The following is a 26,631-nucleotide window of genomic DNA, read 5'->3' as shown; positions in this document are numbered from 1 at the left end:
GAATAGAATGGATATTAGGGAACTGCAGACACCATGTTTTGTGTTGGATGAAAAAGAATTTGAAAATAATATCAGGGATTTTAAAAAAATTTTGGATGAATATTTCCCATCAAATAGAATTGGTTATTCATTTAAGACAAATTCGTTACCATATATTATAAAAAAAGCTCAGAAAATAGGGTGTTATGCAGAAGTTGTATCGGATACGGAATATCTTCTTGCAAAACAAATGGGCTATACAGCGGATCGGATTATATTTAATGGACCAATAAAAGGGAAAGATATATTTAAAAAAGCATTTGCAGAGGGTACATTGATTAATATAGATTCTATGCGCGAGATAGAGTGGCTGGAACAAATGTCAAAACATGGTGTAAAGGGAAAAATAGGTATTCGTATAAATATAGATTTAGAGAGTATATTACCTGGACAGACCTCAACAGGAGACGATGGGGGGCGTTTTGGATTTGGTTACGAAAATGGAAACTTGCATACTGCAATTCTTAAAATAAATGAGATGCAGGGAATACAGATAAAAGGTGTTCATATGCATGTCAGCAATAAAAGTAAAAGTCCGGAAGTTTATCAGATTCTTGCAAAAAAAGCTTGCGAGATAGCAGAAGATGAAAAGTTAGAGTTGGAGTATATCGATATAGGAGGGGGGTTTTTTGGCGGGGGAGATCAGGGAGCTTCTTATAAAAAATATGTAGAAGCTATACATGATATTTTATGCAGGAGAAAAAAGCAGGAAATAACACTAATTGTGGAACCTGGTGCATCGGTAATTGCAACAGCAGTAGATTATGTTACAGAGATTATTGATAAGAAGGATACAGTCAGAAACCGCTTTGTTATAACAGACGGAAGCAGATTGCATATTGATCCTTTTTTTCATAAACAAAATTACCAATATTCTGTGATAACATCTCAAAAAAATAGGGTAGATAGACAGGTTATTTGTGGCTTTACCTGTATGGAAAAAGACCGGTTGCTGGAATTGAAAAATGAGTATGAACTCGAACCAGGAGATAAAATAATTTATCATATTGTAGGTGGGTATACAATGTGCTTTAATTCACTTTTTATTGAATATTTACCAACTGTATATGTCAGAACTGAGGAACATTATACAATCGTAAGAGAAAAATGGGGAGTAACAGAATTCTTACAAAAATGTAAGTGGGAGTAATGGTATGAAAAACATATTAATTCTAAATGCAGGGACAAGAAATAAGTTAATAAAAGATTTTAAAAAAGATTTAGATGATCGGGTAAAAATAATTGCGACAGATAGCTTTTATTTGGCGCCTGCGTTATATGAGGCAGATAAATATTATGTTACAAAACGTTGGGATGAAGATGGCTATTGGGATGAAATAGATAACATTTGTAAAGAGAATGAGATAGGACTTATATTATCACTGATTGATCCGGAATTAGAATTATTAGCAAAACAAAAAGCACATTTTGAACAAATAGGAATTATGGTTAATGTGGGAGAAGAAAATATTATACATAAATGCTTTGATAAATGGGAAACATTACAGTTCTTGAAGGAAAATGATTATCCTTGGATCAAAACTTATAAAACAATAGAGGATGCAGATATGGATCTGAAAAATGGACAATTGGCATATCCATTATTTATTAAGCCAAGATGTGGAAGCGGAAGTGCGGGAATACAGAAGATTCAGAATGCAGCACAATTACGATCTGTTAATACAGAAGATGTCATAGTTCAAGAATATATGCAAGGGCAGGAAATAGGTGTAGATATTTACGTAGACTTAATCTCGAGGGAAGTAATTTCTATTTTTGCAAAAAAGAAATTGAAGATGCGTGCAGGAGAAACGGATAAAAGCGTTTCGTATAAAAATGAAAAACTATTTCGTTTGATAGAGAAGTTTTCAAAAGGGTTCGGATTAGTAGGAACAAATGATATTGATGTATTCGAACAAGATGGAGAATTTTATATTTCTGAGGTAAATCCTCGCTTTGGGGGGGGATACTTGCATGCGTATGAATGTGGAGAAAGATTTCCGTTTTTTTTAATGAACAATATGAATGGAATAGTAAATAAACCTTGTATTGGTAAATACGAATCAGGTGTATATATGATGAAATATTTTGATATACATATGATGAAGATGGAGGAATAGATAGATGAAACCACATGTATTTATTATTGCTGAGGCGGGGGTAAATCATAATGGAAGTTTAGAATTGGCGTATAAACTGGTGGATGCAGCAAAAGAAGCAAATGCGGATTGTGTTAAGTTTCAAACTTATATAACCGAGAATGATACAGCGGTAAATTGTGAAAAAGCAGAATATCAGAAAACAGAACAGCAGGAAAGCCAATATGAATTATTAAAAAAATTAGAACTATCCTTTGATGATTTCCGTAAAATACAAGAGTATTGCAAAAAAAAGGGAATTATGTTTTTATCAACGCCATTTGATATAGAGAGTTTAAAATTTTTAGAAGAAATACACATGCCTATTTGGAAAATTGCCTCCAGTGAGGTGGAAAATTTTCAGTTACTCAGAGAAATGGCAAAAACACATAAACCAATAATTTTGTCTACGGGGATGTGTACAATTGAGGAGATCAGTAACGCAGTAGATGTTTTAAAAAAATATGGTGCTGGAGAAATTAGAATTTTGCATTGTAATACGCAATATCCAACTCCTATGGAAGATGTTAATTTAAAGGCAATGTATGAACTAAAAAGTATGTTTCAGTGCGACATAGGATATTCAGATCATACACAAGGGATAGAAGTTCCTATTGCAGCAGTAGCGATGGGAGCAACAATTATTGAAAAGCATTTCACTCTTGATAGAAATATGGAAGGACCGGATCATGTAGCCAGTTTGAACCCATTAGAGTTAAAAGAGATGGTACAGGCAATTCGAAATATTGAAAAAGCAATTGGTACAGGGAAAAAGGTTCCTAGTAATTCTGAAAAGGAAAATCGAATTGCGGCAAGAAAGAGTATATTTGCAAGATGTGAGATAAAAAAAGGACAAAAATTTACAGAAGAAAATATTATTGCAAAAAGACCAGGTGGTGGAGTGAATCCTATGCGCTGGGAAGAAGTCATTGGAACATGTGCTGTACGGAATTTTAAAAGAGATGAGATGATTGAACTATGAAAAAAGTATGTGTGGTAACTGCTACAAGGGCAGAATACGGATTACTGTATCCGATATTAAAATTAATCGAGAAGGATACCGAGTTAGAACTGCAGTTAATTGTGAGTGGAACACATTTAAGTAAGAAATATGGATATACAAAAAATGAGATTATACAAGATGGATTTCCGATTGCAGCAGAAATTGATATTTTGGATGATGTAGAAGATGAATGTGCTGTATCAAAGGCGATGGGAAGCGTGTTGATACAGTTTTCACAATTTATAGCCCAAAATAGACCGGACATTGCAATTATTCTGGGCGATCGTTATGAAATGATGGCATTTGCAACCGTATTTGTGAACGCAAAAATTCCCATTGCACATTTAAATGGTGGAGAAACAACAGAAGGAGCCTTAGATGAAGCATATCGTCATTGTATTACCAAAATGAGCATGTATCATTTCGTAAATTGTGAGGTGCATAGAAAACGCGTAATTCAGTTAGGAGAGAATCCGAGCCGGGTATTTAATGTCGGGGATACATGTGTTGATAATATTTTAAATCAAAAATATATGGCGAAAGAGAAATTAAAGATAAAATTAAATTTAGAGAAATTTCCTGAAAATTTAGCGATAGTAACGTATCATCCTGTGACGTTAGAAGAAAATTCTATAGAACAGTTTCAAAAATTACTTGACGTGTTGGAGAAACATGGAGAGTATTTCTATTTATTTACGAAAGCAAATGCAGATTATCAGGGAGATAAATTGAATCAGCTTTTAGAAGAAAGAACAAAGAATTGGGATAATGCGAAATTGGTAGATTCAATGGGAAGAGAATATTATATTTCGGCATTAAAATATGCAAGCATTATGATTGGAAACTCTTCAAGCGGATTATATGAAGCCCCTGTTTTTAAGATACCAACAATTAATATTGGAAACAGACAAAAGGGCAGAGTACATGGGAATACGGTCATTGATTGTAAAGCAGACCGGGAGGAAATTAGCAAGGCAATTTTGACTGCACAAAGTGAAAGATTTCAAAATCAATGTAAAGCTAGCAAAAATATATTCGGTGAGGGTCATGCATCAGAGCAGATAATAAATTCTATAAAAAAAGAATTAAAGGAAAAAATCAATCTTGAAAAAAAATTTTATGATATAAATTTTGTAGAAGAGAGAGAAAAAGTGTAAACTAATATCACACATGTTTGTCAGTTGTCTGTACTTGATAACATGAATTGAAATAAAAAGTAACCTGTAAATAAGATTTATGCATTGTTTGTGCTGAAGGCAGGAACGACGCAAGGGGGGCATGCCACGACGGCATGTTTAAATTAATGAAAATTTTTTACATCGGTTGTGTAGAGTCGTCGTATACCGAATTAAAATTATTATTGGAGAAAAAAAAGAATATTGTTGGTGTTATCACAAAGGAAAAATCAAAGTTCAATTCTGATTTTGTTGATTTGAAACCTTTAGCAGAAGAGTATAATATACCATACATGTATGTGAAAGATATTAATGAAGAAGAAAGTGTAAAATTTATAGAGGTATGCCAACCAGATATTATTTATTGTTTTGGATGGTCTCAATTGATAAAAAGTAAAATATTAAATATTCCGCCGCTTGGAGTAATCGGAACACATCCGGCAGAATTACCAAACAATAGAGGAAGACATCCCATTATTTGGGCATTAGTATTAGGGTTGGAGTACACGGCAGTTTCTTTTTTTAAAATGGATGAGGGAGCTGATTCAGGGGAAATTATTTCACAGAAGAGGATAAAAATTGATTATGAAGATAATGCACGTACATTATATGATAAAATAACAAAAACGGAGTGTGAGCAAATTATAGATTTTACGGATAAATTTGAAAAAGGTTTGATTTTTGGTGCAGAGCAGAAAGAAAATGAAGGAAATGTGTGGAGAAAAAGAAAGACGGCAGACGGTATAATAGATTGGAGAATGTCCAGTTATGCAATTTATAATTTAGTACGTGCCTTGAGCCATCCATATATTGGTGCAGCATTTGTATGTGGAGAACAATCTTATAGAGTATGGAAAGTAGAAGAAGTAGATGGTTCTTTATATAAAAACATCGAGCCAGGAAAAATTGTAAAGGTTATAAGTGAAACTAACTTTTATGTAAAAGCATATGATAATTTAATACACGTGTTAGATTGCGATCCATACACAGCTATTGAAGGAGAATATTTATGAAAAAGATATTAGTTGTTTCTCCACATGCAGATGATGAAACTTTGGGTGCAGGAGGATATTTACTTAAGCATAGGGATTTAAAAGATGAAATTTATTGGTTAAATGTTACAAATGCAAGAACAGAATATGGATATACGGAGAAAGAACAATATGATGGTGTAAATCAAACTCAAAAAGTATCGGAAAGATATGGAATGAAAAAGTTTTATGATTTATGTTTAGAGCCAGCAGCATTAGATAAATATGATAAATCATTTTTAATTAATAAATTTTCTGAAATTATTAAAGAGGTAGAACCTAATATAGTTATTATACCGTTTCAATTTGATGTACATTCTGATCATAAAGTAGTATTTGAAACGATGTATTCTTGCACAAAATCGTTCAGATATCCATATGTGGAAATGATATTGAGTATGGAGATATTATCAGAAACTGATTATGCGGTATCCACACAAGGATTTTCGCCAAATTTGTATGTGGATATAAGTGAGTATATTGATGAAAAAGTTTCTATTATGAATGAATATGAAAATGAAATAAAACCGTCACCATTTCCGAGAAATGAAGATGCGATAAGGGGATTGGCAAAATTTAGAGCAGCTGCATGCAATGTAGAATATGCAGAAGCATTTCAGATTTTAAAAAAGATAGAGTATTAATTTTTTATTAAAAGAAGAACTGAGACAATAAAGAAACGTCAAAGATAGTAAAGATAATAAATTTAGGTTTGGCAGAATTAGGAAATAAATGGAAAACATAACGAATGAAGATTTTTTGCAGCTTGTAAAAATAGTACAGAATATGCAACAAAAGATTATGAATTTAGAACAGGCAAATCAAGTCTTGATCAAGTCCAATAAACAGTTGTTTGAATGGCTGCAGGATACAATAGATGAAAACGAGGATTATAAACAAAATGTTCGTTTTGAAATACAGGCAGAGGTAAAAGAGGATAAAGAATATTGGTATCCGAACATCAAGTCTGGCAGGGAGGCAATTGACAGGATTGTCAGAGAGGGATGTTCCATGGCAAGATTTGGAGATGGTGAATTTGCTGCAATAGCAGGGAGGATTCGTCATAAGTTTCAAACGACAGATGATAAAAAACTAGCAGAACGGCTCAAGGAGGTATTAAATTCAAAAGACAATAAACTTTTGATAGGAATAGCAGATAATTATGGATGCCTCCAGCAATATAATGAACAGGCGCAAAGAGAAATTAGAAGATATTTAAAGCGAGAAGTACGAAAAGAACATTTAGAATTGTTGAATAAAGATACTTGCTATTATGATGCGTATGTAACACGACCTTATGTAATGTATGCGGATAATAGAACCGACGCGCCAAGAAAAAGATTTGAAAATTTAAAACATATCTGGGAAGGGCGAGATTGTATACTGGTAGAAGGAAAACAGACGAGATTAGGTGTTGGAAATGACTTGTTTGATAATGCAAATTCAATAAAAAGAATTATAGCACCAGCGGTAAATGCATTTGAAAACTATGATAATATATATAGTGAGTGCATAAAACAGAAGAAAGAAGATTTATTTTTAATTGCACTTGGACCAACTGCAACGGTGTTAGCATACGATTTATACAAAGCTGGGTATCAGGCGGTTGATGTAGGACATGTCGATTTAGAATATGAGTGGTTTTTAAAAGGGGAAGGACATAGAACATATGTCGAAGGAAAATATAACAATGAATTAAAGGGTGGAGAGCATCCGATTGAAATAATTGATTTGGAGTATAATAAACAAGTTATAACAGACATTTCAAGATAAAGGGGTTCTGAGTTTATGAGGATATTATTTTATCGCTACAACAGTATCTGTGAAGCTGATATTATAAATGTATTTGAAGAAAATGCATTTGAGGTCGATTCAATCACAGAAGAAATGGAAAATAAAGAACTGGAAGCGGTAGAATGTCTGAAAATTGTTTCCGAATCATTAAAGAAAAAAGAATATTCCATGGTATTTAGTATAAATTTTTTCCCGATTGTCTCTGAAGTCTGTAATATATTTAAAGTGCCATATGTATGTTGGATTGTGGATAGCCCGGTAATGGAATTATATTCTTATTCTATAAGAAATAAGTGTAATCGTATTTTTATGTTTGATTATGCATTGTACGAAGAATTCAGAAATGAAAATCCAACAGGTATTTTTTATCTGCCATTAGGTGCAAATTATCATAGATTGGATACTTTAATATCGTCAATAACGCTGGATGAAGCAAAAAAATTCAGCTCAGATATTGCGTTTGTGGGCTCTTTGTATACAGAAAAATGTCCGTATAATCGTTTAAAAGAAGATGGTTCATATCTGAAAGGATATTTAGATGGACTCATTGAAGCACAATTAAAGGTTTATGGGTACAATTTTTTGGAAGAATGTATTACAGATGATATGGTTGGTGAGCTTAAAAAGAAAGTACCATTTTATCAATTCCCTGAAAAAGCAGTGCATAATGATAAAGCTGCATTGGCACATTTATATCTAGGCAATAAAGTGACGGAACAAGAGAGATTAAGATTACTAAAAAGCATAGCAAGATACCATAAGGTTACGTTGTATACGGGAAGTGATGTTTCTGGATTGCCACAGGTAGAGATGCGGGGATTGGCAAAAACTATGACTGAAATGCCAAAGATATTTCATCTTTCAAAAATTAACTTGAACTTTACATCAAAACCCATTCGCACGGGATTACCACTTAGAATATGGGATATTTTAGGTGCAGGTGGATTTGTCCTGACAAATTATCAGACAGAGATAACAGAATACTTTGAGATTGGAAATGAATTAGAGACATTTTCATCGGAAGAAGAATTATTAGATAAAATATCGTATTATCTTTCACATGAAGAAGAACGCTGTAAGATAGCGAGAAGGGGATACGAAAAAGCCAAAAAGGAATATACGTTACAAAAAAGAATAAAACAAATGCTTGAGATGGCAGGGATTGTGGATTGTTAGGAGGAATACAGATGAAAAATTTAGCAGTAATTCCAGCAAGAAGCGGATCAAAGGGATTAAAAGATAAAAATATAAAAGAATTATGTGGAAAACCATTATTAGCATACTCTATAGCAGCAGCACAAAAATCAAAAATATTTGACAAAATACATGTGTCAACAGATTCAGAAATTTATAAGAAAATTGCTGTAGAATATGGAGCCGATGTACCGTTCCTAAGAACGGCGGAAATGTCATCAGATATTGCAACTACATGGGATGCGATGAAATATGTTATAAATGAGTATCGTAAATGTGGAGAAGTGTTTGACACAATAACGGTATTGCAGCCAACATCACCATTAAGAAATGAAGAGGATATACAGGGAGCATATAAGTTTTTTTGTGAAAAGAATGCAAGTATGATATCTTCTGTTTGTGAGATGGAACATTCTCCGCTATGGAGCAATGTTTTGCCGCAGGATTTATCGATGGAAAACTTTGAGGATGAAGAGGTTGCATTTCTTCCAAGACAACAACTCCCGACATATTATCGTGAAAATGGCGCAATATATATTTTAAAGACACATCACTTATTTTCACAAAAAAATTTATATAAAGAAAATTGCTATGCCTATATCATGGATCAGCTTCATTCCGTAGATATTGATCAGGAACTTGACTTTTTAGTTGTTGAGGTTCTGATGAAGCAATATAACCACCAGAATGAGAGATAAGAAGCCTCCACTTTGTGATTGCTTGGTAAATATTTTATAAAAACAGACCGATATATATACAAAATGTACTTATCATGGAAGATAAGAAAAAACAGGGAGGTTTTTATGAAGGCAGAGCAGCTTACGTTATTTTTTATATCCCCGGACAATACGGTTGTGGAAGCAATGCAGAAGATCGATCGTAATGCCAGGGGAATTTTGTTTGTTGTAAATGAGCAACAGAAGCTGCTTGGAGTGATCACGGATGGGGATATCAGGCGTTGGTTGATCCGTACAGGGGAACTTAAGGCAGCAGTTGCAAAAGTAATGAATATCAATCCCCAAAGTATCACGAGAAAAGAGCAGGGACAGGCAAAAGAATTTATGATGAGCCAGAAGATTACAGCACTCCCGATTCTGACAACGAAGGGAATTATATCAGACATCCTTTTTTCGGATGCTGAAAATGTTACAGAGAAAACACCGGAGGGATTGTTAAAAGATGTGCCCATTGTGATCATGGCGGGGGGAAAGGGGACAAGGCTGTACCCATATACAAAAATTTTACCCAAACCATTGATACCAATTGGTGATATACCGATTATGGAACGGATTATCGGTAAATTCCTTGATTATGGAGTACATAATTTTTATGCAACAGTCAATTACCGGAAAAATATGATAAAATCTTATTTTTCGGAATTGAATACAAGTTATCGGATCTGCTATGTGGAGGAGGATAAGCCACTTGGCACGGCAGGAAGCCTTCAGCTCATAGAAGATAAGTTTGATAAGCCATTTATTGTAACAAACTGTGATATTCTAATTCATGCTGATTATGAGGATATTTACCGTTATCACAGGGAGTCTGGAAATGAACTTACGATAGTTACAGCATTGAAAAATATTGTAGTTCCTTATGGAGTGATTCATTCGAGTGAGAATGGGGCAGTAGAGTCTATGGAGGAAAAGCCGTGTTTGTCCTATTTTGTAAATACCGGCATGTATGTTTTAAATCCGGAATTAAAAGAACAGATACCAAAGGATACTTTTTTTCATATGACGGATATTGCAGATGAATTGTTAAAGCAAAACCGAAAGGTCGGAATGTATCCGATTAGTGAGGATTCGTTTCTTGATATGGGTGAATTTGAGGAAATGCACCGTATGGAAGAAAAGCTGAATTTAAAATCAGAATGAAAAGATAAGAAAAAGTAGAGTGCGCAAATCAGTGCAGGAATGGAGGATATCATGAAAAAGGTACTTGTAACAGGTGCAGATGGATTTATTGGAAGTCATTTGACAGAGAGTCTTTTAGAAAAGGGATATGATGTCAAAGCCTTTGTATATTATAACTCGTTTAATAACTGGGGATGGCTTGATACTCTGCCAAAGGAAAAATTAGATCAGATAGAGATTTTTGCCGGTGATGTGCGTGATCCGAATGGTGTGCGTGAGGCAATGAAAGGAGTAGATGGTGTATTTCATCTGGCAGCACTGATTGCGATACCGTTTAGTTATCATTCCCCGGATTCCTATGTAGATACCAATATCAAAGGTACATTAAATGTATTGCAGGCAGCAAGGGAACTTGAAACAGAACGTATTATGGTGACATCTACATCAGAAGTATACGGAACAGCGCAATATGTTCCAATTGATGAGAAGCATCCATATCAGGGACAATCTCCGTATTCTGCGACAAAAATTGGTGCGGATCGTCTGGCAGAGAGCTTTTATCGCAGTTTTAATCTTCCAGTAGCTATTGTGCGTCCGTTTAATACTTATGGGCCAAGACAATCTGCGAGAGCGGTAATCCCGACGATTATTTCACAGCTTTTAGCGGGAAAAGAGGAAATAAAACTTGGATCTTTAACACCTACAAGAGACTTTAATTATGTCAAAGACACAGCGGCAGGTTTTATTGCTATTGCAGAGTCAGACCGTACGATTGGGCAGGAGATCAATATTGCAACACAGCAGGAAATCTCCATTGGAAAACTTGCACATGAAATTATTTCACAGATTAATCCGAATGCAAAGATTGTATGCGATGAACAGCGGTTAAGACCCGAGAAAAGTGAAGTAAATCGTTTACTTGGAGCGAATGCAAAAATCAAAGAATTGACAGACTGGAAACAGCAGTACACGTTTGAACAAGGAATCGCAGAAACAATTGAGTGGATTCGTCATCATATGGATGCCTATAAGACAGACATTTATAATGTTTAATCATGGGCATTAGAAAGAATGGAGATTATTATGAGTCGTTTTATACCATTATCAATTCCGAATTTTGAGGGAAATGAAAAAAAATATGTAGATGAGGCATTAGAGCAGGGATGGGTGTCAACCGGCGGTGCATATATTACGAAGCTGGAAGAGAATCTGGCAGATTTTTTACATACAGGAGCAGTTGCTGCCTGTCAGAGTGGTACATCAGCCTTACATCTTTCGTTGATTGAGTGTAAAGTAGAACCTGGAGATATGGTAATTGTACCAACGTTGACATTTATTGCAGCAGTGAATCCTGTCCGTTATCAGTTTGCAGAGCCGGTTTTTATGGATTGTGATGACAGTCTGTGTATGGATCCGCAGAAGTTGCGTTGTTTTTGTGAAGAAGAATGTGTCTGTCAGGACAATAAATTGATTCATAAAAAAACAGGTAAACATGTGAAGGCAGTGATCGTTGTACATGTGTTTGGAAATCTTGCTGATATGGAAGCAATTATGGATATTGCGCAGGAATTTCATTTAAAGGTCATTGAAGATGCGACAGAAGCATTGGGCTCTCATTATACGACAGGTAGATTTGCTGGAAAATATGCAGGTACGATTGGCGATTTTGGAGCATATTCTTTTAATGGAAATAAGATCATTACGACTGGTGGAGGCGGAGCAGTAACAGCAAAAGATACAAAGACAGTGGAACATTTGAAATATTTATCAACACAGGCAAAAGATGATCCACATTTTTATGTGCATAATGAAATTGGATATAATTACAGAATGACAAATTTGCAGGCCGCTCTCGGTGTAGCACAGATGGAGGAATTGCCGGAATTTATCAGACGTAAGCATCGTAACTACGAGCAGTATCAACAGCTGTTTTCTGATTATACTATAGGAAAATTACTGGAATTTCGTGAAGGAACGGTTTCAAACCAGTGGTTTTATTCGTTAAAACTTCAGATAGAAAAAATACACGGTAAAACAATGAGAGATATTATTACCGGATTACAGGAATGTGGAGTGCAGACGCGTGCAATCTGGGGGTTAATACATGAACAGATTCCGTACTGTGATGCGATTTCTTATAAAATGGAAAAAGCACCCTATTACAGTAAGTGTATTTTGAATATTCCGAGCAGTACACAGTTGACAGCAAATGATATTTGCTATGTAGTAGAGCAGATAAAGAAAACATGTAATTAAAAGGGTAAGCGAAGGCGAAAGTAGAAGGTTAATATTATGAGGCAGATGATACATGAATTTTTGCGAATTACTGATGGAATAACGATGGGAGATTTCCTTGGTTGGATTTTAGCTGCGATAAGTGGAATTATTGTATATAAGCTAATTGATCATTTTCAGACATCAATGGAACGTCACGCAATGTTAAAAGAAGTAGAAGATTCATTTTCTGCAATTTATGATTCAATTATTGCAAAGTCGAATGTAAATACAAAAGGTAAAAAGTTAGAATCTGTTATGGTTAGATCTGTTTTGCATGATAAGTGTGATTGGCAGGTAAAACAAAACACTGATGGTAAGATGAAAAATTCTCATAATATTGAAGACTCACAGTTGTATATTCAAATACGAAATTATAAAGAAAATGACAGAAATTGTAATGAATGGATTTCCAGTCAGGCGCTTCATGAAATAATGTTACTTTGTAGAAGAATAGAAAAAATGTATAAAGATAAAATTATTAGGCGAATTGATCTGTCAGATTTGTTTCGTGAAATTGTACCTTTAGGAATGGGGGGACGCATGCAGTTTTTCTATGCATATTATGAAAAGTATGATGCAGACTGCGTGGGTTATTTGGTTCTACAGACCATTGTTTCGTGTAATAAATATCATAATTATGAAATCGTCAAAACATTTGTAAATTATTATCAAAAACATGAGGAGATACATAAATTTTTTGAAGAAAGCATCAGAATACGTCCTATTAGAGATTTTTTTGCAGTAAAAAAATTTAAACGTATTTTGAGAAGGTTTAGTTAAAAGTATAGAATTATAGATTCATTGCAATTATGGGTCGGCAATAAAACATCAATGTCATTTAGTTAAGTTCAAATTAACAAAATAGAGTATAACACATCTTCCAAAACACAGAAATTGTTGTTTAGTTAAGGGAATACGTGGAAAAATTTGCGTTGTATATTATAGGAAAAATACTCACACATGCTGAAAAAATATTTTTAGGCATACCGAAAAGACAGATTGCGCATCTGCCACATTAAGAAATATAATAAGGATGAGAAACATGGACGCTGTTTCGTCACCGCCGTTTTTCAGATATGCCCTGCATATATTGACTGCGGTGGCGAAATTTATTTTATAAACGTGTTTGACCTTTTCGGCGGTTTGGTGGATCACAGCATGGGCAATGACCAATTCATAGAAATTGTATAACAGCAGCCTTGCAGCAATCTCCTGCAGGATTCCATCATATTTGCTGCTGTGCCAGTTGATAAGAACTATTGTGTATTTAAGCTCCCGGAAACTTGTTTCCCCGTTCCAGCGCATTTTGTAAAGTTTTTTATCTCTTTAAGGGAAAATTCCTCTTCTGAGAGATTTGCCGCAATACAAATATAGTTGCCATTTCCAAGATGTATGCGGACAATACGGAAACCGGTATCAAACTCTCCATCCAGCAGATCATAGGCAGAAAGGATCCCATTACTGCTGATATCTTTCATACGGATAACAAACTTTATATCTTTCCAGATAAGATGTGCAAATGTATTGAAGCTTTCATAACCACGGTCTGCCATCAGGATAGAAGGGACAGGATCTGAATAACGGTCAACCATGAGATTCAGTGCTGCACGTTCATGGAGTTTTTTCTTTCCCTGGATGTGAAAGTCACAGCAGGTTTTGCTCATGATGTCATAGAGTGCATTGATATGTACTGCATTATAGCCTTTTTCGCCTTCATGGATGAAAGTCCTTTCGTCAGACGGATTTCTGGCTATGTTTACATCAGAACCGTCACAGGCTAGAAGACGGTAATCGCAATAGAGGTTATCGGACAGGGGTCTGCACTGTGTTACAAAGGAATGAAATAGAAAATCCCATCCTTCCGGCAGAAGCTTATAACGCTGCTGTGTAAATGCAGATTTTGAGGGGGGGGTGGACAGGGAATGACTGAAAAAATCCAGGATTTCATTTGAAACGGATTTGCCCTGCATCAGAAGCATAAACTGTATATATTTTTTGAAAATAAGTTTACGCTTTCTGGAAAAATCAGTTTCCGGGTTTTTAGAGAACAGAAAATGGATCTGTTCAAGTTCATCAATGCAGTTATCGAGGGTTGCTTTTAATTGTGCTAAATAAATGTGAGCCATGAGGTACCTCCTTGAAATATGTTTAAAAACAAGGCTTGCGTAACATATACTGGCTGATCGGTCAAGCTTTTTTGAAAAAATTTATAGAAAGATGGGAAGGAAAAACAATCATGCAGTTATATCAGTTTGAAAAAATTTATTCACAGATGGAACGGGAATTTGGGAAGATCCGAAAAGGCGAAGAAGCAAACATACGCTATGTTGCTGCTGCCAATGGAGGGAAATGTATTAAAAATACACCGCGAATTTCCGGAATCAAACAGCCGTAGACTAAGGGAGGCCATTGCATTGGTATTATTTGATGTAAAAGGAAACTGCAGTGGTGAAAAATATGACACAGGCAACTTTAGAAATGAAGAAAATGAAAGACTTGAAAAAGCATTGCTTATGGCATTTGACCCTTACACGAATGAAGAGATAATGGAACTGTTAAAAGAACAATTCCAGGTGGATATGTTGTCACAGGGACAAGTGAAAGAATACTATAGATTTCCGGTAATGTGCCTGTTAAGGATCAAGGAATCCATTGACACATGGGAAAAACACTCAGGCTCAGATGGATACTTTGATTTTATTGAGGGATGTATGGGAAGAGAAATAACAGGAAAAGACATGAACTTTAGTATTATGGGCTCAGGTGTACTTGATATGTAATAATTTTTGAATTTGGCAACATAAAAATTCAGTGGCTTCATAATGATGAAACCACTGGAAATACCTTAACTAAATGCCATTGATTAATTTATCACAATAAAAAAGAGCGCACAATATCAGTCTGAAACGCAGGGAGGTCACAATGTCTGTAAATATAGCAATCGGTATCCAGGATTTTTCCACAATCATCCAGGGAAACTATTTTTATATAGATAAAACGCCTTTTATTAAAGAATGGTGGGATTGTGGGGACAGTGCGACTTTGATCACCCGTCCGCGTCGTTTTGGAAAGACACTTACAATGAGTATGGTGGAGCAGTTCTTTTCCATAGATTATGCGGGCAGGTCAAATCTGTTTGAACATCTGGCAATCTGGAAAGAGGAAAAATACCGTAATCTGCAGGGAACTTATCCAGTCATCAGCCTGTCATTTGCGAATATCAAGGAACCGACGTATGAGCTGACAAGGCAGAAAATATGTCAGCTGCTTTCCAAATTATAGACAGAGCATGTTTATATTTTAGAAAGTGGAATCCTGCGCGGTTCGGACATTACATTTTTTCAAAGAATGCTGACAACATCAGAGAATATGAATGATGTGGATGTGACACTTGCCTTATACCAGCTGTCAAGTTTTCTTTATCAGTATTACGGTAAGAAAAAAGTGATTATTTTACTGGACGAATATGATACACCGATGCAGGAAGCTTTTGTCGATGGATATTGGGATCAGCTGGTATGCTTTACCAGAAGCCTGTTTAATTCTACATTTAAGACAACGGAAGTGAGCGTGCAATCTGGAGCTTGCTTCTGGCAAGCGGATATTTAAAAGTGCTTCATTATGAAAAATATGAAGAGATCCCGGCGGGAACACAGCCGAAATATGAACTGGCACTGACGAATCTGGAAGTCAGTCTGATGTTTCAGAGTATGATACATGCATGGTTTGATGATGCGGAAGAAGAGTACAATGATTTTATCAATGCGTTGCTGGAAAACAATGTGGATGCCATGAACGAATATATGAATGGTGTAGCATTGCGCACTTTCAGCAGTTTTGATGCAGGAAAGCAGCTATCCAGATCAAAGCCGGAGAAGTTTTATCACGGATTTGTTTTAGGACTTTTGGTAGATTTACAGGATCAGTATTATCTTACTTCCAATCGCGAAAGCGGGTTTGGCAGATATGATGTAATGATTGAACCGAAAAACCCTGCAGAGCGTGACGCATATGTGATCGAGTTTAAGGTATTTAATGCGCGCCGGGAGAAAAATCTTGAAGATACAGTGGAAACAGCGTTGGCACAGATTAAGGAAAAACGCTATGTCGAAAATTTGGTGGAACGTGGGATTCCTAAAGAACGTATCCACTGTTATGCATTTTAAGGAAAGACAGTCCTGATCGAATCAGCTGCGGATCATCCACAGATCACCGAAAATTGATAAAAAGTATAATTTAGGATACACATATATATATTTCAGTATAATTTGGGACATACAGGAGAATCACCACATGTTATCAGTCTGCGTCATCACCAAAAACGAAGAACACAATATAGCGCGCTGCCTCAAATCATTCCAGAAAACCGGATTTGAGCTGATCGTAGCGGACACCGGATCGACAGATCAGACAAAAAAAGCTGCGACAGAATACACCGATCATATCTATGATTTCCCATGGTACGATGATTTTTCGGCAGCAAAGAATTTTGCGATTTCAAAAGCAGCACATCCGTATGTGATGGTCATTGACAGCGATGAATATTTACAGCAGATCGATCGGGTACAGTTAGAGAAAATGATTGCCGAACATCCAGGTGAGGTTGGCAGGATCCGGAGAATCAATATTATTTCCGGAAAAGATGGAAAGCAGGAAAATAAAGAGTGGATCAACCGCATTTTTGCAAAAGAAAGTTTTCATTACACGGGAAGAATCCATGAGCAGGTAACTGCCTGTGACGAAAAGGAATATCGTACATACGAAGCACCGGTCGTCAGCGGTCATACAGGTTATGATCTTCCGAAGGAAGAAAAAAGGCAAAAGCGCTGCGCAATATAAGGCTGTTAGAGCAGGAATTAAAGAATTCAGGATGGGATGCCGAAGCACATGCCACGCAGTTAGATCAGAATATCGCAAAGCAGGATACGGATGCAGAGCAGAAATCTGAAATTACGGATGCAAAAAAAGAGCAGCACATCCCGTATCTATTGTATCAGCTTGGAAAAAGCTATTACATGGCAGAAGATTATAACGAGGCATGCTTCTGGTTCGCCCATGGGCTCAGTTATGACCTTGAACCAAAGTTAGAATATGTCATCGATATGGTGGAAACCTACGGCTATGCTTTGATCAACAGCGGACGCGCCGGGGAAGCACTTTTCTTTGAAAACATTTACGAAGAATTTGGAAATAGTGCGGATTTTCAGTTCCTGATGGGACTCATTTATATGAACAACGCTATGTTTGATGCAGCAGTTGGAGAATTTTTGAAAGCGGTCAAACACCGGGACTGCAGGATGGCGGGAGTAAATTCCTATGCAGCTTATTATAATGTTGGAGTTATTTATGAATGCTTGGAGAAAATCAGTGAGGCAAAGTATTATTATCAGAAGTGCGGTAATTATGAGCCGGCAAAAAAACGTTTAAAATTGATAAACAGTTAAATTTGTTATAGTCAGCTTATTGGAGAAACAGAGTGAAAAATATAATTTTTCAAATGCAGAATGGAGATTAGAATGGGAATATATTTAAATCCGGGAAATGAAGAATTTCAGAAAGCACTTAATTCCAAGATATATGTGGATAAAACCATGCTGATTTCTGAAATGAATCGGAATCTGAATACCGAACATCAGAATATATGTGTAAGCAGACCACGCCGTTTTGGAAAATCTATGACTGCAAATATGCTTGTGGCATATTATAGTAAAGGATGCGATTCCAAAAGCATGTTTGCTGATTATAAGATTGCACAGGATGAGAGTTTTGAGGCAAATCTGAATAAATATAATGTCCTTCGTGTCAATATGCTTGATTTCTTAAACAGAGCGCAGACAGTGGACGGAATGATTGATTATATGCAAAAGAGACTTTTGTGGGATATCAGGCGGGAATACGGGGATGTAGACTGTTTTGACTGGGAGGATCTTATTGATGTATTGGAGAACATATATAGTCAGAGAAATCAGAAATTTATAATCATTATCGATGAGTGGGACTGTATATTCCGAAAATATCCGGGTGATGATGATGCACAGAAAAAATATTTGGATTTCCTACGCCTGTGGATGAAAGATAAACCATATATTGCACTGGCTTATATGACAGGAATACTGCCAATCAAAAAATATGGCGAGCATTCTGCACTTAATATGTTTGACGAATATTCCATGACCAATCAGCGTGAACTTGCTGAATTTACCGGTTTTACAGAAACGGAAGTTCAAAGTCTGTGTATGTCATATGGGATGTCTTATGACAGGATGAAGCAGTGGTACGATGGATATGATTTAAAGGGAATTCAGATTTATAATCCGAGATCGGTTGTTATGTCATTGCTGGGACATGACTTTGACAGTTATTGGACGAAGACAGAGACATATGAGGCATTAAAAAAATATATACAGATGGATATGTATCACCTGAAAGCGTTAGTTACGCAGCTTATTTCAGGCAGTCATATTAAAATTAATCCAGATAAATTTCAGAATGATATGTCCACGTTTGCAAGCGTAGATGATATATTTACACTTTTGGTACATTTGGGATACCTGACCTATGATTTTGAAAATCAGACTGTTTCTATTCCAAATCAGGAGGTACAGAAAGAATTTATTAACTGTATAGAAGACGGTGGCTGGGAACCGGTTATGGATGCGATCCGTAATTCTGAAGCACTGCTTTGGGCAACAATAGATGGAAAAGAAGAATATGTTGCACAAATGATTGAACAGGTGCATCAGGAAAATATATCTATCTTAAAGTATAATGATGAAAATTCAATGTCATGCGTGCTTTCACTGGCATATTATGCCGCACGGAAAGATTATGTAATGTATCGGGAACTTGCAGGGGGGAAAGGATTTGCAGATATTGTGTTTGTTCCGAGAAAATATAGAGATGTGCCAGCAATCGTAGTGGAATTAAAATGGGATAAATCATCGGATGCAGCCATTGCACAGATAAAGAAGAAGGAATACATGCAGAGTCTGAAAGATTACCATGGAGAAGTGATCCTGGCTGGCATTAATTATGACAATACAGATTCTGTAAAGGACGATTATAAAAGACATAGCTGCAGGATAGAAAGGATCAAGTTATAACAGGAGACAACCATGCAAACAACCATCATCTACATCACCGGCATCTACGATACCCTTGACTTATTTACACAGGAACTGAAAAATGCGTTTGAGACCATGGGGTATGCCTCATTTACTTATGATGCCCGTTTGGAAGAGGAGAGTAAGCAGGCATTGATCGAATGCATCGAAGAAGGCACAAAAAAAGGACAGAGATTTTTTGGTGTCACTTTTAATAACCTCGGATATAATCTGACACTTCCGGAAGCCAAAACAGAAACTGGTGATGCATGTTCAAAACAGAATATGGGATATTCCACAAAAGATATAAATTCCTCAAGAGAGCCGAATTTGTGGGAAACCTATGAGATTCCATACATCAATATCCTGATGGATCACCCGTTTCATTATGAAAAACCATTGCAGAATGCGCCGGACACATCCGTTGTGCTGTGTACAGACCGGAATCATGTCCGCTACATCCGAAGATACTTTAAAAATATCCGGTATACTGATTTCCTGCCACATGCGGGAGTGGAACTTGGCAGCAGGCATAAGCCGCTTGCGGAGCGTGGAATTGATGTTTTATATGCCGGGGCATTGCCGATCTACACAGTTGCGAAGATGATACCGGATCTATCATCCATCCCGGAAGTCGATGGCGAGGAGATGGCACAGGCTGTGCTGTCAGAACTGGTGCATCATCCTGACCGGACAACAGAGGATGTGATAGAAGAATATTTAAAATATAAGCGGAATGATATTTCAGAACAGCGTATTCATGAGATCATCGTGCAGATGCGTTTTATTGACTCGTATGCCACGTCATTTTTCCGTGAACAGGCTGTCCGTATTCTGGTGGAAAATGGGATTCGCGTGACAGCATATGGAACAGGCTGGGATCAGTGTGAATGGAGCGATAATCCGTATCTGGTGTATGGTGGAAAAGTACTTGCGCCGGAAATATTGCCACTGATGAACGACAGCAAGATTGTCCTGAATACGATGACCTGGTTTAAAGCCGGAGCACATGACCGTATTTTTAATGGAATGCTTGCGGGGGCAGCAGTTGTGACGGATGATTCCACTTATCTGCGAAGAGAATTTACGGATGGAAAAGAGCTTGTGATGTTTTCAAGAAATGAGATCCGTACCCTGCCGGAACGTGTATTTGATCTGTTCGGACACATGCAATCCACACAAAAAATGGCAGACTGTGGATATCAGGCAGCAAAAGAGCATCATACGTGGAAAAGCAGGGCAGCGTGGATCAGGGAAGCATGGATGTAGAGCCGGAGGTTTTCATTCTCTCTCTGCAACAGGCTTTATATACAGATGAAAACGTTATTTTGGCTGAAACAGCACAGGAATGGAGATTAGTGTGAAAAATACATTTTTCACACGCAAGATTTGTGCTTCGCACAAACTTGTGATGCGCTTAAAAGCAGCGCAGGAATGGGGATTATTATGCACATATTGATGTATCGCTGGAAGGCTTATAATTACAGAGACATAGAGCAGACATTTATATTGCTGGGACATACTGTGGATAATATCGAACAGCACCTTGGCAATTATGATATTGATCCGGAATTTGAAAAAATAATTGAGCACAAGATGCAGGAAACGCATTATGATATGGTATTTACGGTCAATTATTTTGCGCTGATCTCGAATGTCTGTCAGAAGATGGGAATAAAATATGTATCGTGGAGCTGCGACAATCCGCTGATCAGTATGTATCACGAATCCATTTTTCATCCCTGCAATTATATATTTACCTTTGATAAGACAAATTATCTGGAATTTCGGGAGATGGGAGTAGAGCATATCTGGTATCTTCCGCTTGCGGTAGATACAAACCGGATGGATATGGTGATTGCAAATTCGCCGGAAATACAGAAATACAAAGGGGATATCGCATTTGTTGGAAGCCTTTATGAAAGAAATTCTTATGATAAGATAAAAAGCAGGCTGCCAGAATATCTACGGGGGTATTTTGACGCAGTGATCGAGGCACAGTTAAATATCAGTGGTGCAAATATTGTGGAATCTATGCTGACCACGGATATACTGGAAAAACTTCAGGAATATTTTGAACTGGAAAAATCAGAAGGGTCGTTTTCGGATCTTGGACTGATCTTTCAGACGACCGTACTTGGATTTAAAATTGCGGAAGTGGAGCGCAGACGTGCATTGATCGAACTGTCAAAACGTTATCATGTCAATGTGTACAGTAACAGTGATATAAGTGATATGCTGCGGATTCAGTACTGTGGTTCGGTTGATTACTGGAGTGAGCTGCCGCAGGTTTTTCGTATGTCAAAGATCAATCTGAATTTTACGATTCCGAATATCAAGAGCGGCATACCGCTCAGGGTATGGGATGTGCTTGGGGCAGGTGGCTTTTTGTTGACGAACTATCAGGCAGAGATACCATATTATTTTAAAGAAGGCGAAGATTTAGTATGCTTTGACGGAATTGATGATCTTTGTGAAAAAGCAGGATATTATCTGGCACATGAGGAAGAACGTCTGGCAATCGCGGAAAATGGTTATCGAAAAGTAAGGGAGCATCACAATTATATAGAAAGAATAAATACGATGCTGGATATTATAGAAGAAAATGAAAATCAGGAAAATGATATATAGTACATGATCAGCGTGAAAGATGCATAATCTGAAGTTGCATCTGGGATATTGGAATATTAAACGGACACTACAGAAAATCTGTAAGTGTCCGTTTAGCAGTATCTGTCTAACATCATTCCGGAATAAACGGAAGTCAGATAAGGACAGGAAAAATTCTTATGTCCGGGTCTTTTGTATGTGATCATCGTTTTGCTTGCATAATTTAATGGGTCGACAGAGACATTTCCAGCGGTCGTTCCGAGATCATTTTTGAATTTATTTAATGTGGAAAAACATTCTTTGGCATCAGCAGAAGTAACGGCGTCTGTCAGGAGATTTGTATCGATTTTGATTTCTCCATCGTCTGTTAAATTCAGTCCGTATGACTCAAATTCATTGTAATAAGGTTTCACTACCTGCGTGAAATCACGCCGCAATTTATCTGCTTCCTGTGTATCGTCATAGTGATAACTCAGTTGGATCAGATTATTGTACGCATTTATCAAAGACTGTACATTGTCTACAACAGAGTCAGCGGTTGTTTTGAAACCAATCTGTACAGGCGTTGTCCGGGAACTTGGTTTGTTCAATGTCAGCTCAAAAGCATTGTTGACGGTAAAAGTGTTAGACAAGGATGCGTGTTCAGTACCATTTAACAGGAAAGAAGAATTACATGCCTGCTGGGCAACATAGTCAATACCGAGTGTCTGCATTGCTTTTGCGGATGCATGATCGGAACTTGGGGTAACTTCAAACAGATAAGACTGACCGTCAGCGAGACCGGTCTGGCTTGAAGTCAGACGCAGTGCAATCTTATTGCTGGCATTTTTCGCAAGATCTGCATGGATTCCGACGCCGGAAGAATTGACCAGGCGTGCAAGTTTTTCAAGAATGTACTGATTGTCATCATTTCTGCCTGCCGTATACTGAAATTCGTATGAATTTAAGTCAGTTGATATGTCGAATGTGTAAGTACCGGCCTTAAAATCACATTCATCAGGATACAGAAACTTTCCGATATTGATCTGCGGAGCAGCAAGCTGCCTTACTTCAACATCAAAATGCAGAGAATTATCGAGATTCTGATCTTCTCCGATGTAGGAAACATTAACAGAGGATGAATCAGAAGACTTTGCCACTTTTTTATTGAATACGTTTTCAATCCCCTCATCATTGTCAGAAAGGGATGCGATCACATTCTGGATAGACCTGGTATGTTCTTTCAGATCGATCGCAAATTTTTTGACATCTGTGGAGTCTGGAATTTTATACAGAGGAGTATCTTTGTTTGTTTTTACAATCTGATTATAGACAGCACGAAGCTGACTCTTCTTATGGGTATCATAACGCGATACCTTCGAAGTGCCATAAGTGCTTAAATAATAATGATATGCACTGTCAATAGCAGCCAAGAAAACCCCTCCTTTCTTCCATGAAATATATAACATTTATCAGGTTATAGGACAGCATCCTTGCCGCTTGGCATGATAAATGTGGGGATTTTAATATAAATTTAAAGATTCTTTAGAACTATTTCGGTTGAACCATCTAAAAATATTATACCATTTGAGAAAAAAATGTGAAATAGGAAATAAATAGGAAAAAACTCACAGAAAAGTATGGATAGATATTGTGGATTTTTAAATATAAAAAAAGATTGACGGAAATAGACGGATATGATATAGTAGACAGGCGATGGAAGTAGGTCTTTTTTTTATGCCTTTTTTTAAGGACTGTCGCTGATCCTTAGAAAACGTCTCACTACGGAGACCGGGGCAGGAAAAAGCACAAAGAATTTTAATGGAGGTGGAAGTTGTGCGCACAAAAATAACATTGGCATGTACGGAATGCAAAAACCGTAACTACAACATGACAAAAGACAAAAAAGCTCATCCTGACAGGATGGAAACCAAAAAGTATTGCAGATTCTGCAAGACCCATACGTTACACAAAGAAACCAAATAAGACGCGCGTGGCAAAGGAGTGAAAAAATGGGAGAAACCGAGAAGTTAGACAAGGCTCCGAAAGAGAGTTGGTTTACCGGTCTTTCGGCTGAGTTCAAAAAGATCATCTGGCCGGAGAAACAATCACTTGTAAGACAGACCACGGCGGTTATTGCTGTATCCGTTGTATTAGGTCTTATTATCGCGCTTTTGGATTTCGCAATTCAGTATGGCGTTGATTTCCTTGTTGGTTTTAATTTTTAATGGAGGCAGAGTGATTTATGGCAGAGGCACACTGGTATGTTGTTCATACCTACTCAGGATATGAGAATAAGGTAAAAGCGAACATTGACAAGACAATTGAAAACAGACATCTGGAAGATCAGATCTTAGAGGTTCGCGTTCCGATGCAGGATGTTGTCGAAATGAAAAATGGCGCAAAAAAATCCGTATCAAAGAAAATGTTTCCGGGATACGTTCTTATCAATATGGTTATGAATGACGACACATGGTATGTTGTCAGAAATACCCGTGGTGTTACCGGATTTGTTGGTCCGGGAAGTAAGCCGGTTCCACTTACCGATATGGAAATGAAACCATTGGGAATCAAAAAAGAGAACATTGAAGTTGACTTTACAGAGGGAGACACCGTTGTGGTTACCGGAGGCGTCTGGAAAGACACCATCGGAGTAATTCAGGCGATGAACCACGGAAAACAGAGTGTAACGATCAATGTTGAACTGTTCGGTCGCGAAACACCGGTAGAAATAAGTTTCGCAGATGTAAAACTTAACAATTAATGCACAGACCAGGATCTGTGCGCAGGTATGAGATCATGCCTGAAACATTGGATTAAGGAGGCAATTCCAAATGGCAAAGAAAGTAGAAGGATATATCAAATTGCAGATTCCTGCTGGCAAGGCTACACCTGCTCCTCCAGTTGGACCTGCTCTTGGACAGCACGGCGTTAATATCGTTGAATTTACAAAACAGTTCAACGCAAGAACAGCTGATCAGGGAGATCTTATCATCCCTGTAGTTATTACAGTATACGCAGACAGAAGCTTCAGCTTCGTTACAAAGACACCACCTGCTCCTGTATTAATTAAGAAAGCCTGCAACATTAAATCTGGTTCTGCAACACCGAACAAGACAAAGGTTGCTACACTTTCCAGAGCAAAATTACAGGAAATCGCAGAATTAAAAATGCCAGACTTAAATGCAGCATCTTTAGAGGCAGCTATGAGCATGATCGCCGGTACTGCAAGAAGTATGGGCGTTACCGTAGAAGAATAGAATTTGCAAAAACAGCAAATTCATTGGAAGAATGCAAGAGCGGCATTCTTCTGGAAAATTCTACAACAATTAAGACTATTTGTTAACGATTATGTGGGAGGGCCCTCTCCCGATAATACCACCAGGAGGTTTTTTTAGAATGAAAAGAGGAAAGAAATATCAGGAAGCTGTTAAAGGTTTTGACAAGGCTGCTCAGTACGATGTTGCTGAAGCAATCAGCCTGGTAAAGAAAAACGCAACAGCTAAATTTGATGAGACAATCGAACTTCACATCAGAACAGGTTGTGATGGACGTCATGCAGAGCAGCAGATCCGTGGTGCAGTTGTATTACCACACGGAACTGGTAAATCAGTTAAGGTTTTAGTATTCGCAAAAGGAACCAAGGTTGATGAAGCACAGGCAGCAGGCGCTGATTTCGTAGGCGGAGAGGAACTGATCCCGAAGATCCAGAACGAGGGATGGTTAGATTTCGATGTTGTTGTTGCTACACCGGACATGATGGGCGTTGTTGGACGTCTTGGTCGTGTACTTGGACCGAAAGGTTTAATGCCAAACCCGAAAGCTGGAACAGTAACTATGGATGTTACAAAAGCTGTTAACGACATCAAAGCTGGTAAGATTGAGTACAGATTGGACAAAACAAACATTATCCACGTGCCAGTTGGAAAAGCTTCTTTTACAGAAGAACAGTTAAGCGACAACTTCCAGACCCTTATGGGTGCAATCAACAAAGCTAAACCTGCAAGCTTAAAAGGTCAGTATGTTAAGAGTGCAACTCTTACATCTACAATGGGACCTGGTGTAAGATTAAACGTAGTTAAAATTACACAGTAACAGCAGAAAATTGTTGACAACCATAATATACAATGTTATAATGCAAATCGTTGAGTTGGTTTTTGACCGCTCAGCGGTTTGCATATATGCCGAAGACAGTAGGTGCCACATGGCGTAAACGTAAGACGACCTACCGAGGGGATCTTTATCAAGATTATTTTGACCGTATCTCTCTGTCTTTGCAGGGAGTTTTTTATTTGTTACAATACATTCACTTATGAAGGTGCAATTTATTATAAATATAAAAAACGGTTTTATATACCTCAAGTCTTTTATGCAGCAGCGGTGGATTATCCATTGCGATCCGGCAGGAGTTACCTGCCGGCAAAATAATAAA

30 protein-coding genes and 1 other annotated feature are annotated in these 26,631 nt (G+C 37.2%); of the genes, 28 read left to right on the top strand and 2 right to left on the bottom strand.

Translation table 11 applies throughout. The annotated features are described in order from the left end of the window. Nucleotides 1–7 precede the first annotated feature (7 nt). From ACDD58_RS07890 to ACDD58_RS07830, 13 genes are all read left to right on the top strand, one after another. The gene (locus tag ACDD58_RS07890; protein WP_370776798.1) at nt 8–1,189 is read left to right on the top strand and encodes a hypothetical protein; all 1,182 of its coding nucleotides are present in this window, start codon (nt 8–10) and stop codon (nt 1,187–1,189) included. A 4-nt stretch (nt 1,190–1,193) separates the two neighbouring features. Further along, a complete protein-coding gene (locus ACDD58_RS07885; RefSeq protein WP_370776795.1) occupies nt 1,194–2,159 on the top strand; it encodes an ATP-grasp domain-containing protein in 966 nt (321 codons plus the stop codon). Nucleotides 2,160–2,163: 4 nt separating this feature from the next. After that, entirely contained in the window at nt 2,164–3,159 is a 996-nt protein-coding gene (neuB, locus tag ACDD58_RS07880; protein WP_370776794.1) for an N-acetylneuraminate synthase, read from the top strand. Beyond that, the gene (neuC, locus tag ACDD58_RS07875; protein WP_370776792.1) at nt 3,156–4,337 is read left to right on the top strand and encodes a UDP-N-acetylglucosamine 2-epimerase; all 1,182 of its coding nucleotides are present in this window, start codon (nt 3,156–3,158) and stop codon (nt 4,335–4,337) included. Before neuB ends, neuC begins: the two co-directional genes overlap by 4 nt. Before the next feature lie 134 nt (nt 4,338–4,471). Next, a complete protein-coding gene (locus tag ACDD58_RS07870; protein WP_370776790.1) occupies nt 4,472–5,368 on the top strand; it encodes a formyltransferase family protein in 897 nt (298 codons plus the stop codon). After that, on the top strand, nt 5,365–6,030 hold the full coding sequence (locus ACDD58_RS07865) for a PIG-L deacetylase family protein (RefSeq protein WP_370776788.1): 666 nt from the start codon (nt 5,365–5,367) through the stop codon (nt 6,028–6,030). The genes ACDD58_RS07870 and ACDD58_RS07865 overlap by 4 nt, the downstream gene beginning before the upstream one ends. Before the next feature lie 88 nt (nt 6,031–6,118). Continuing rightward, complete coding sequence (locus ACDD58_RS07860) at nt 6,119–7,159, top strand: GT-D fold domain-containing glycosyltransferase (RefSeq protein WP_370776786.1); 1,041 nt, start codon at nt 6,119–6,121, stop codon at nt 7,157–7,159. Between the two features lie 15 nt (nt 7,160–7,174). Beyond that, entirely contained in the window at nt 7,175–8,356 is a 1,182-nt protein-coding gene (locus ACDD58_RS07855) for a DUF3880 domain-containing protein (protein ID WP_370776784.1), read from the top strand. Between the two features lie 11 nt (nt 8,357–8,367). Then, nucleotides 8,368–9,072, top strand: a complete 705-nt coding sequence (locus ACDD58_RS07850; RefSeq protein WP_370776781.1) for a cytidylyltransferase domain-containing protein — start codon at nt 8,368–8,370, stop codon at nt 9,070–9,072. A gap of 105 nt (nt 9,073–9,177) precedes the next feature. Continuing rightward, nucleotides 9,178–10,251, top strand: a complete 1,074-nt coding sequence (locus ACDD58_RS07845; protein WP_370776778.1) for a nucleotidyltransferase family protein — start codon at nt 9,178–9,180, stop codon at nt 10,249–10,251. Nucleotides 10,252–10,302: 51 nt separating this feature from the next. Continuing rightward, on the top strand, nt 10,303–11,283 hold the full coding sequence (locus ACDD58_RS07840; RefSeq protein ID WP_370776776.1) for an NAD-dependent 4,6-dehydratase LegB: 981 nt from the start codon (nt 10,303–10,305) through the stop codon (nt 11,281–11,283). Between the two features lie 30 nt (nt 11,284–11,313). Continuing rightward, nucleotides 11,314–12,486, top strand: coding sequence for a LegC family aminotransferase (locus ACDD58_RS07835; protein ID WP_370776773.1), 1,173 nt, complete (start codon nt 11,314–11,316; stop codon nt 12,484–12,486). A 36-nt stretch (nt 12,487–12,522) separates the two neighbouring features. Beyond that, nucleotides 12,523–13,287: a hypothetical protein gene (locus tag ACDD58_RS07830; protein WP_370776771.1), complete on the top strand. Its 765-nt coding sequence runs from the start codon at nt 12,523–12,525 to the stop codon at nt 13,285–13,287. Nucleotides 13,288–13,763: 476 nt separating this feature from the next. Here ACDD58_RS07830 and ACDD58_RS07825 read toward each other — a convergent pair whose 3' ends face one another. Next, the gene (locus ACDD58_RS07825) at nt 13,764–14,633 is read right to left on the bottom strand and encodes a transposase (protein WP_370776769.1); all 870 of its coding nucleotides are present in this window, start codon (nt 14,631–14,633) and stop codon (nt 13,764–13,766) included. Nucleotides 14,634–14,743: 110 nt separating this feature from the next. Between ACDD58_RS07825 and ACDD58_RS07820 the strand changes: the two genes are divergently transcribed. From ACDD58_RS07820 to ACDD58_RS07775, 10 genes are all read left to right on the top strand, one after another. Continuing rightward, on the top strand, nt 14,744–14,902 hold the full coding sequence (locus tag ACDD58_RS07820; RefSeq protein ID WP_370776766.1) for a hypothetical protein: 159 nt from the start codon (nt 14,744–14,746) through the stop codon (nt 14,900–14,902). 19 nt (nt 14,903–14,921) lie between these two features. Beyond that, a complete protein-coding gene (locus tag ACDD58_RS07815) occupies nt 14,922–15,287 on the top strand; it encodes a hypothetical protein (protein ID WP_370776763.1) in 366 nt (121 codons plus the stop codon). Between the two features lie 142 nt (nt 15,288–15,429). Further along, entirely contained in the window at nt 15,430–15,789 is a 360-nt protein-coding gene (locus ACDD58_RS07810; RefSeq protein ID WP_370776761.1) for an AAA family ATPase, read from the top strand. Between the two features lie 66 nt (nt 15,790–15,855). Continuing rightward, nucleotides 15,856–16,116: a hypothetical protein gene (locus tag ACDD58_RS07805; protein ID WP_370776759.1), complete on the top strand. Its 261-nt coding sequence runs from the start codon at nt 15,856–15,858 to the stop codon at nt 16,114–16,116. Between the two features lie 2 nt (nt 16,117–16,118). Further along, nucleotides 16,119–16,673 carry a PD-(D/E)XK nuclease domain-containing protein gene (locus ACDD58_RS07800; protein WP_370776757.1) on the top strand — a complete coding sequence of 185 codons (555 nt, stop codon included), beginning with the start codon at nt 16,119–16,121 and terminating at the stop codon, nt 16,671–16,673. Between the two features lie 127 nt (nt 16,674–16,800). Then, the gene (locus tag ACDD58_RS07795; protein ID WP_370776755.1) at nt 16,801–17,346 is read left to right on the top strand and encodes a glycosyltransferase family 2 protein; all 546 of its coding nucleotides are present in this window, start codon (nt 16,801–16,803) and stop codon (nt 17,344–17,346) included. 176 nt (nt 17,347–17,522) lie between these two features. Next, complete coding sequence (locus ACDD58_RS07790; RefSeq protein WP_370776753.1) at nt 17,523–17,951, top strand: tetratricopeptide repeat protein; 429 nt, start codon at nt 17,523–17,525, stop codon at nt 17,949–17,951. Nucleotides 17,952–18,023: 72 nt separating this feature from the next. Continuing rightward, nucleotides 18,024–19,610, top strand: coding sequence for an AAA family ATPase (locus ACDD58_RS07785; RefSeq protein WP_370776751.1), 1,587 nt, complete (start codon nt 18,024–18,026; stop codon nt 19,608–19,610). A 12-nt stretch (nt 19,611–19,622) separates the two neighbouring features. Continuing rightward, nucleotides 19,623–20,879 (top strand): glycosyltransferase, encoded by a 1,257-nt coding sequence (locus ACDD58_RS07780; RefSeq protein WP_370776749.1) that lies wholly within the window; start codon nt 19,623–19,625, stop codon nt 20,877–20,879. Nucleotides 20,880–21,056: 177 nt separating this feature from the next. Then, nucleotides 21,057–22,241 (top strand): DUF3880 domain-containing protein, encoded by a 1,185-nt coding sequence (locus ACDD58_RS07775; protein WP_241070861.1) that lies wholly within the window; start codon nt 21,057–21,059, stop codon nt 22,239–22,241. Nucleotides 22,242–22,333: 92 nt separating this feature from the next. On the opposite strand, the gene fliD is transcribed toward ACDD58_RS07775, so the two are convergent. Continuing rightward, nucleotides 22,334–23,632, bottom strand: a complete 1,299-nt coding sequence (gene fliD / locus ACDD58_RS07770; protein WP_370776746.1) for a flagellar filament capping protein FliD — start codon at nt 23,630–23,632, stop codon at nt 22,334–22,336. A 403-nt stretch (nt 23,633–24,035) separates the two neighbouring features. Here fliD and rpmG point away from each other — a divergent pair, with 403 nt between their 5' ends. The 5 genes from rpmG (at nt 24,036) to rplA (ending at nt 26,294) form a co-directional block, all read left to right on the top strand. After that, nucleotides 24,036–24,185 carry a 50S ribosomal protein L33 gene (gene rpmG / locus ACDD58_RS07765; protein ID WP_006855731.1) on the top strand — a complete coding sequence of 50 codons (150 nt, stop codon included), beginning with the start codon at nt 24,036–24,038 and terminating at the stop codon, nt 24,183–24,185. Nucleotides 24,186–24,211: 26 nt separating this feature from the next. Further along, the gene (secE, locus tag ACDD58_RS07760) at nt 24,212–24,427 is read left to right on the top strand and encodes a preprotein translocase subunit SecE (RefSeq protein WP_015521110.1); all 216 of its coding nucleotides are present in this window, start codon (nt 24,212–24,214) and stop codon (nt 24,425–24,427) included. A 17-nt stretch (nt 24,428–24,444) separates the two neighbouring features. Further along, on the top strand, nt 24,445–24,963 hold the full coding sequence (gene nusG, locus ACDD58_RS07755; protein ID WP_006855729.1) for a transcription termination/antitermination protein NusG: 519 nt from the start codon (nt 24,445–24,447) through the stop codon (nt 24,961–24,963). Nucleotides 24,964–25,033: 70 nt separating this feature from the next. Continuing rightward, a complete protein-coding gene (gene rplK, locus ACDD58_RS07750) occupies nt 25,034–25,459 on the top strand; it encodes a 50S ribosomal protein L11 (RefSeq protein ID WP_370776742.1) in 426 nt (141 codons plus the stop codon). 139 nt (nt 25,460–25,598) lie between these two features. Then, on the top strand, nt 25,599–26,294 hold the full coding sequence (gene rplA, locus ACDD58_RS07745; RefSeq protein WP_117921881.1) for a 50S ribosomal protein L1: 696 nt from the start codon (nt 25,599–25,601) through the stop codon (nt 26,292–26,294). Between the two features lie 71 nt (nt 26,295–26,365). Beyond that, nucleotides 26,366–26,499, top strand: a sequence feature (ribosomal protein L10 leader region). Nucleotides 26,500–26,631 lie beyond the last annotated feature (132 nt).

Source organism: Roseburia sp. (assembly GCF_041325975.1).
GTDB classification, from domain to species: domain Bacteria; phylum Bacillota; class Clostridia; order Lachnospirales; family Lachnospiraceae; genus Roseburia; species Roseburia rectibacter.
This window is presented reverse-complemented; position numbering and strand designations above follow the sequence as displayed.

Coding starts and splice junctions, on each gene's coding strand:
- ACDD58_RS07890 (WP_370776798.1), top strand. CDS start 8: ATGGATATTAGGGAACTGCAGACACCATGTTTTGTGTTGGATGAAAAA.
- ACDD58_RS07885 (WP_370776795.1), top strand. CDS start 1,194: ATGAAAAACATATTAATTCTAAATGCAGGGACAAGAAATAAGTTAATA.
- neuB (WP_370776794.1), top strand. CDS start 2,164: ATGAAACCACATGTATTTATTATTGCTGAGGCGGGGGTAAATCATAAT.
- neuC (WP_370776792.1), top strand. CDS start 3,156: ATGAAAAAAGTATGTGTGGTAACTGCTACAAGGGCAGAATACGGATTA.
- ACDD58_RS07870 (WP_370776790.1), top strand. CDS start 4,472: ATGTTTAAATTAATGAAAATTTTTTACATCGGTTGTGTAGAGTCGTCG.
- ACDD58_RS07865 (WP_370776788.1), top strand. CDS start 5,365: ATGAAAAAGATATTAGTTGTTTCTCCACATGCAGATGATGAAACTTTG.
- ACDD58_RS07860 (WP_370776786.1), top strand. CDS start 6,119: ATGGAAAACATAACGAATGAAGATTTTTTGCAGCTTGTAAAAATAGTA.
- ACDD58_RS07855 (WP_370776784.1), top strand. CDS start 7,175: ATGAGGATATTATTTTATCGCTACAACAGTATCTGTGAAGCTGATATT.
- ACDD58_RS07850 (WP_370776781.1), top strand. CDS start 8,368: ATGAAAAATTTAGCAGTAATTCCAGCAAGAAGCGGATCAAAGGGATTA.
- ACDD58_RS07845 (WP_370776778.1), top strand. CDS start 9,178: ATGAAGGCAGAGCAGCTTACGTTATTTTTTATATCCCCGGACAATACG.
- ACDD58_RS07840 (WP_370776776.1), top strand. CDS start 10,303: ATGAAAAAGGTACTTGTAACAGGTGCAGATGGATTTATTGGAAGTCAT.
- ACDD58_RS07835 (WP_370776773.1), top strand. CDS start 11,314: ATGAGTCGTTTTATACCATTATCAATTCCGAATTTTGAGGGAAATGAA.
- ACDD58_RS07830 (WP_370776771.1), top strand. CDS start 12,523: ATGAGGCAGATGATACATGAATTTTTGCGAATTACTGATGGAATAACG.
- ACDD58_RS07825 (WP_370776769.1), bottom strand. CDS start 14,633: ATGGCTCACATTTATTTAGCACAATTAAAAGCAACCCTCGATAACTGC.
- ACDD58_RS07820 (WP_370776766.1), top strand. CDS start 14,744: ATGCAGTTATATCAGTTTGAAAAAATTTATTCACAGATGGAACGGGAA.
- ACDD58_RS07810 (WP_370776761.1), top strand. CDS start 15,430: ATGTCTGTAAATATAGCAATCGGTATCCAGGATTTTTCCACAATCATC.
- ACDD58_RS07805 (WP_370776759.1), top strand. CDS start 15,856: ATGCTGACAACATCAGAGAATATGAATGATGTGGATGTGACACTTGCC.
- ACDD58_RS07795 (WP_370776755.1), top strand. CDS start 16,801: ATGTTATCAGTCTGCGTCATCACCAAAAACGAAGAACACAATATAGCG.
- ACDD58_RS07790 (WP_370776753.1), top strand. CDS start 17,523: ATGGCAGAAGATTATAACGAGGCATGCTTCTGGTTCGCCCATGGGCTC.
- ACDD58_RS07785 (WP_370776751.1), top strand. CDS start 18,024: ATGGGAATATATTTAAATCCGGGAAATGAAGAATTTCAGAAAGCACTT.
- ACDD58_RS07780 (WP_370776749.1), top strand. CDS start 19,623: ATGCAAACAACCATCATCTACATCACCGGCATCTACGATACCCTTGAC.
- ACDD58_RS07775 (WP_241070861.1), top strand. CDS start 21,057: ATGCACATATTGATGTATCGCTGGAAGGCTTATAATTACAGAGACATA.
- secE (WP_015521110.1), top strand. CDS start 24,212: ATGGGAGAAACCGAGAAGTTAGACAAGGCTCCGAAAGAGAGTTGGTTT.
- nusG (WP_006855729.1), top strand. CDS start 24,445: ATGGCAGAGGCACACTGGTATGTTGTTCATACCTACTCAGGATATGAG.
- rplK (WP_370776742.1), top strand. CDS start 25,034: ATGGCAAAGAAAGTAGAAGGATATATCAAATTGCAGATTCCTGCTGGC.
- rplA (WP_117921881.1), top strand. CDS start 25,599: ATGAAAAGAGGAAAGAAATATCAGGAAGCTGTTAAAGGTTTTGACAAG.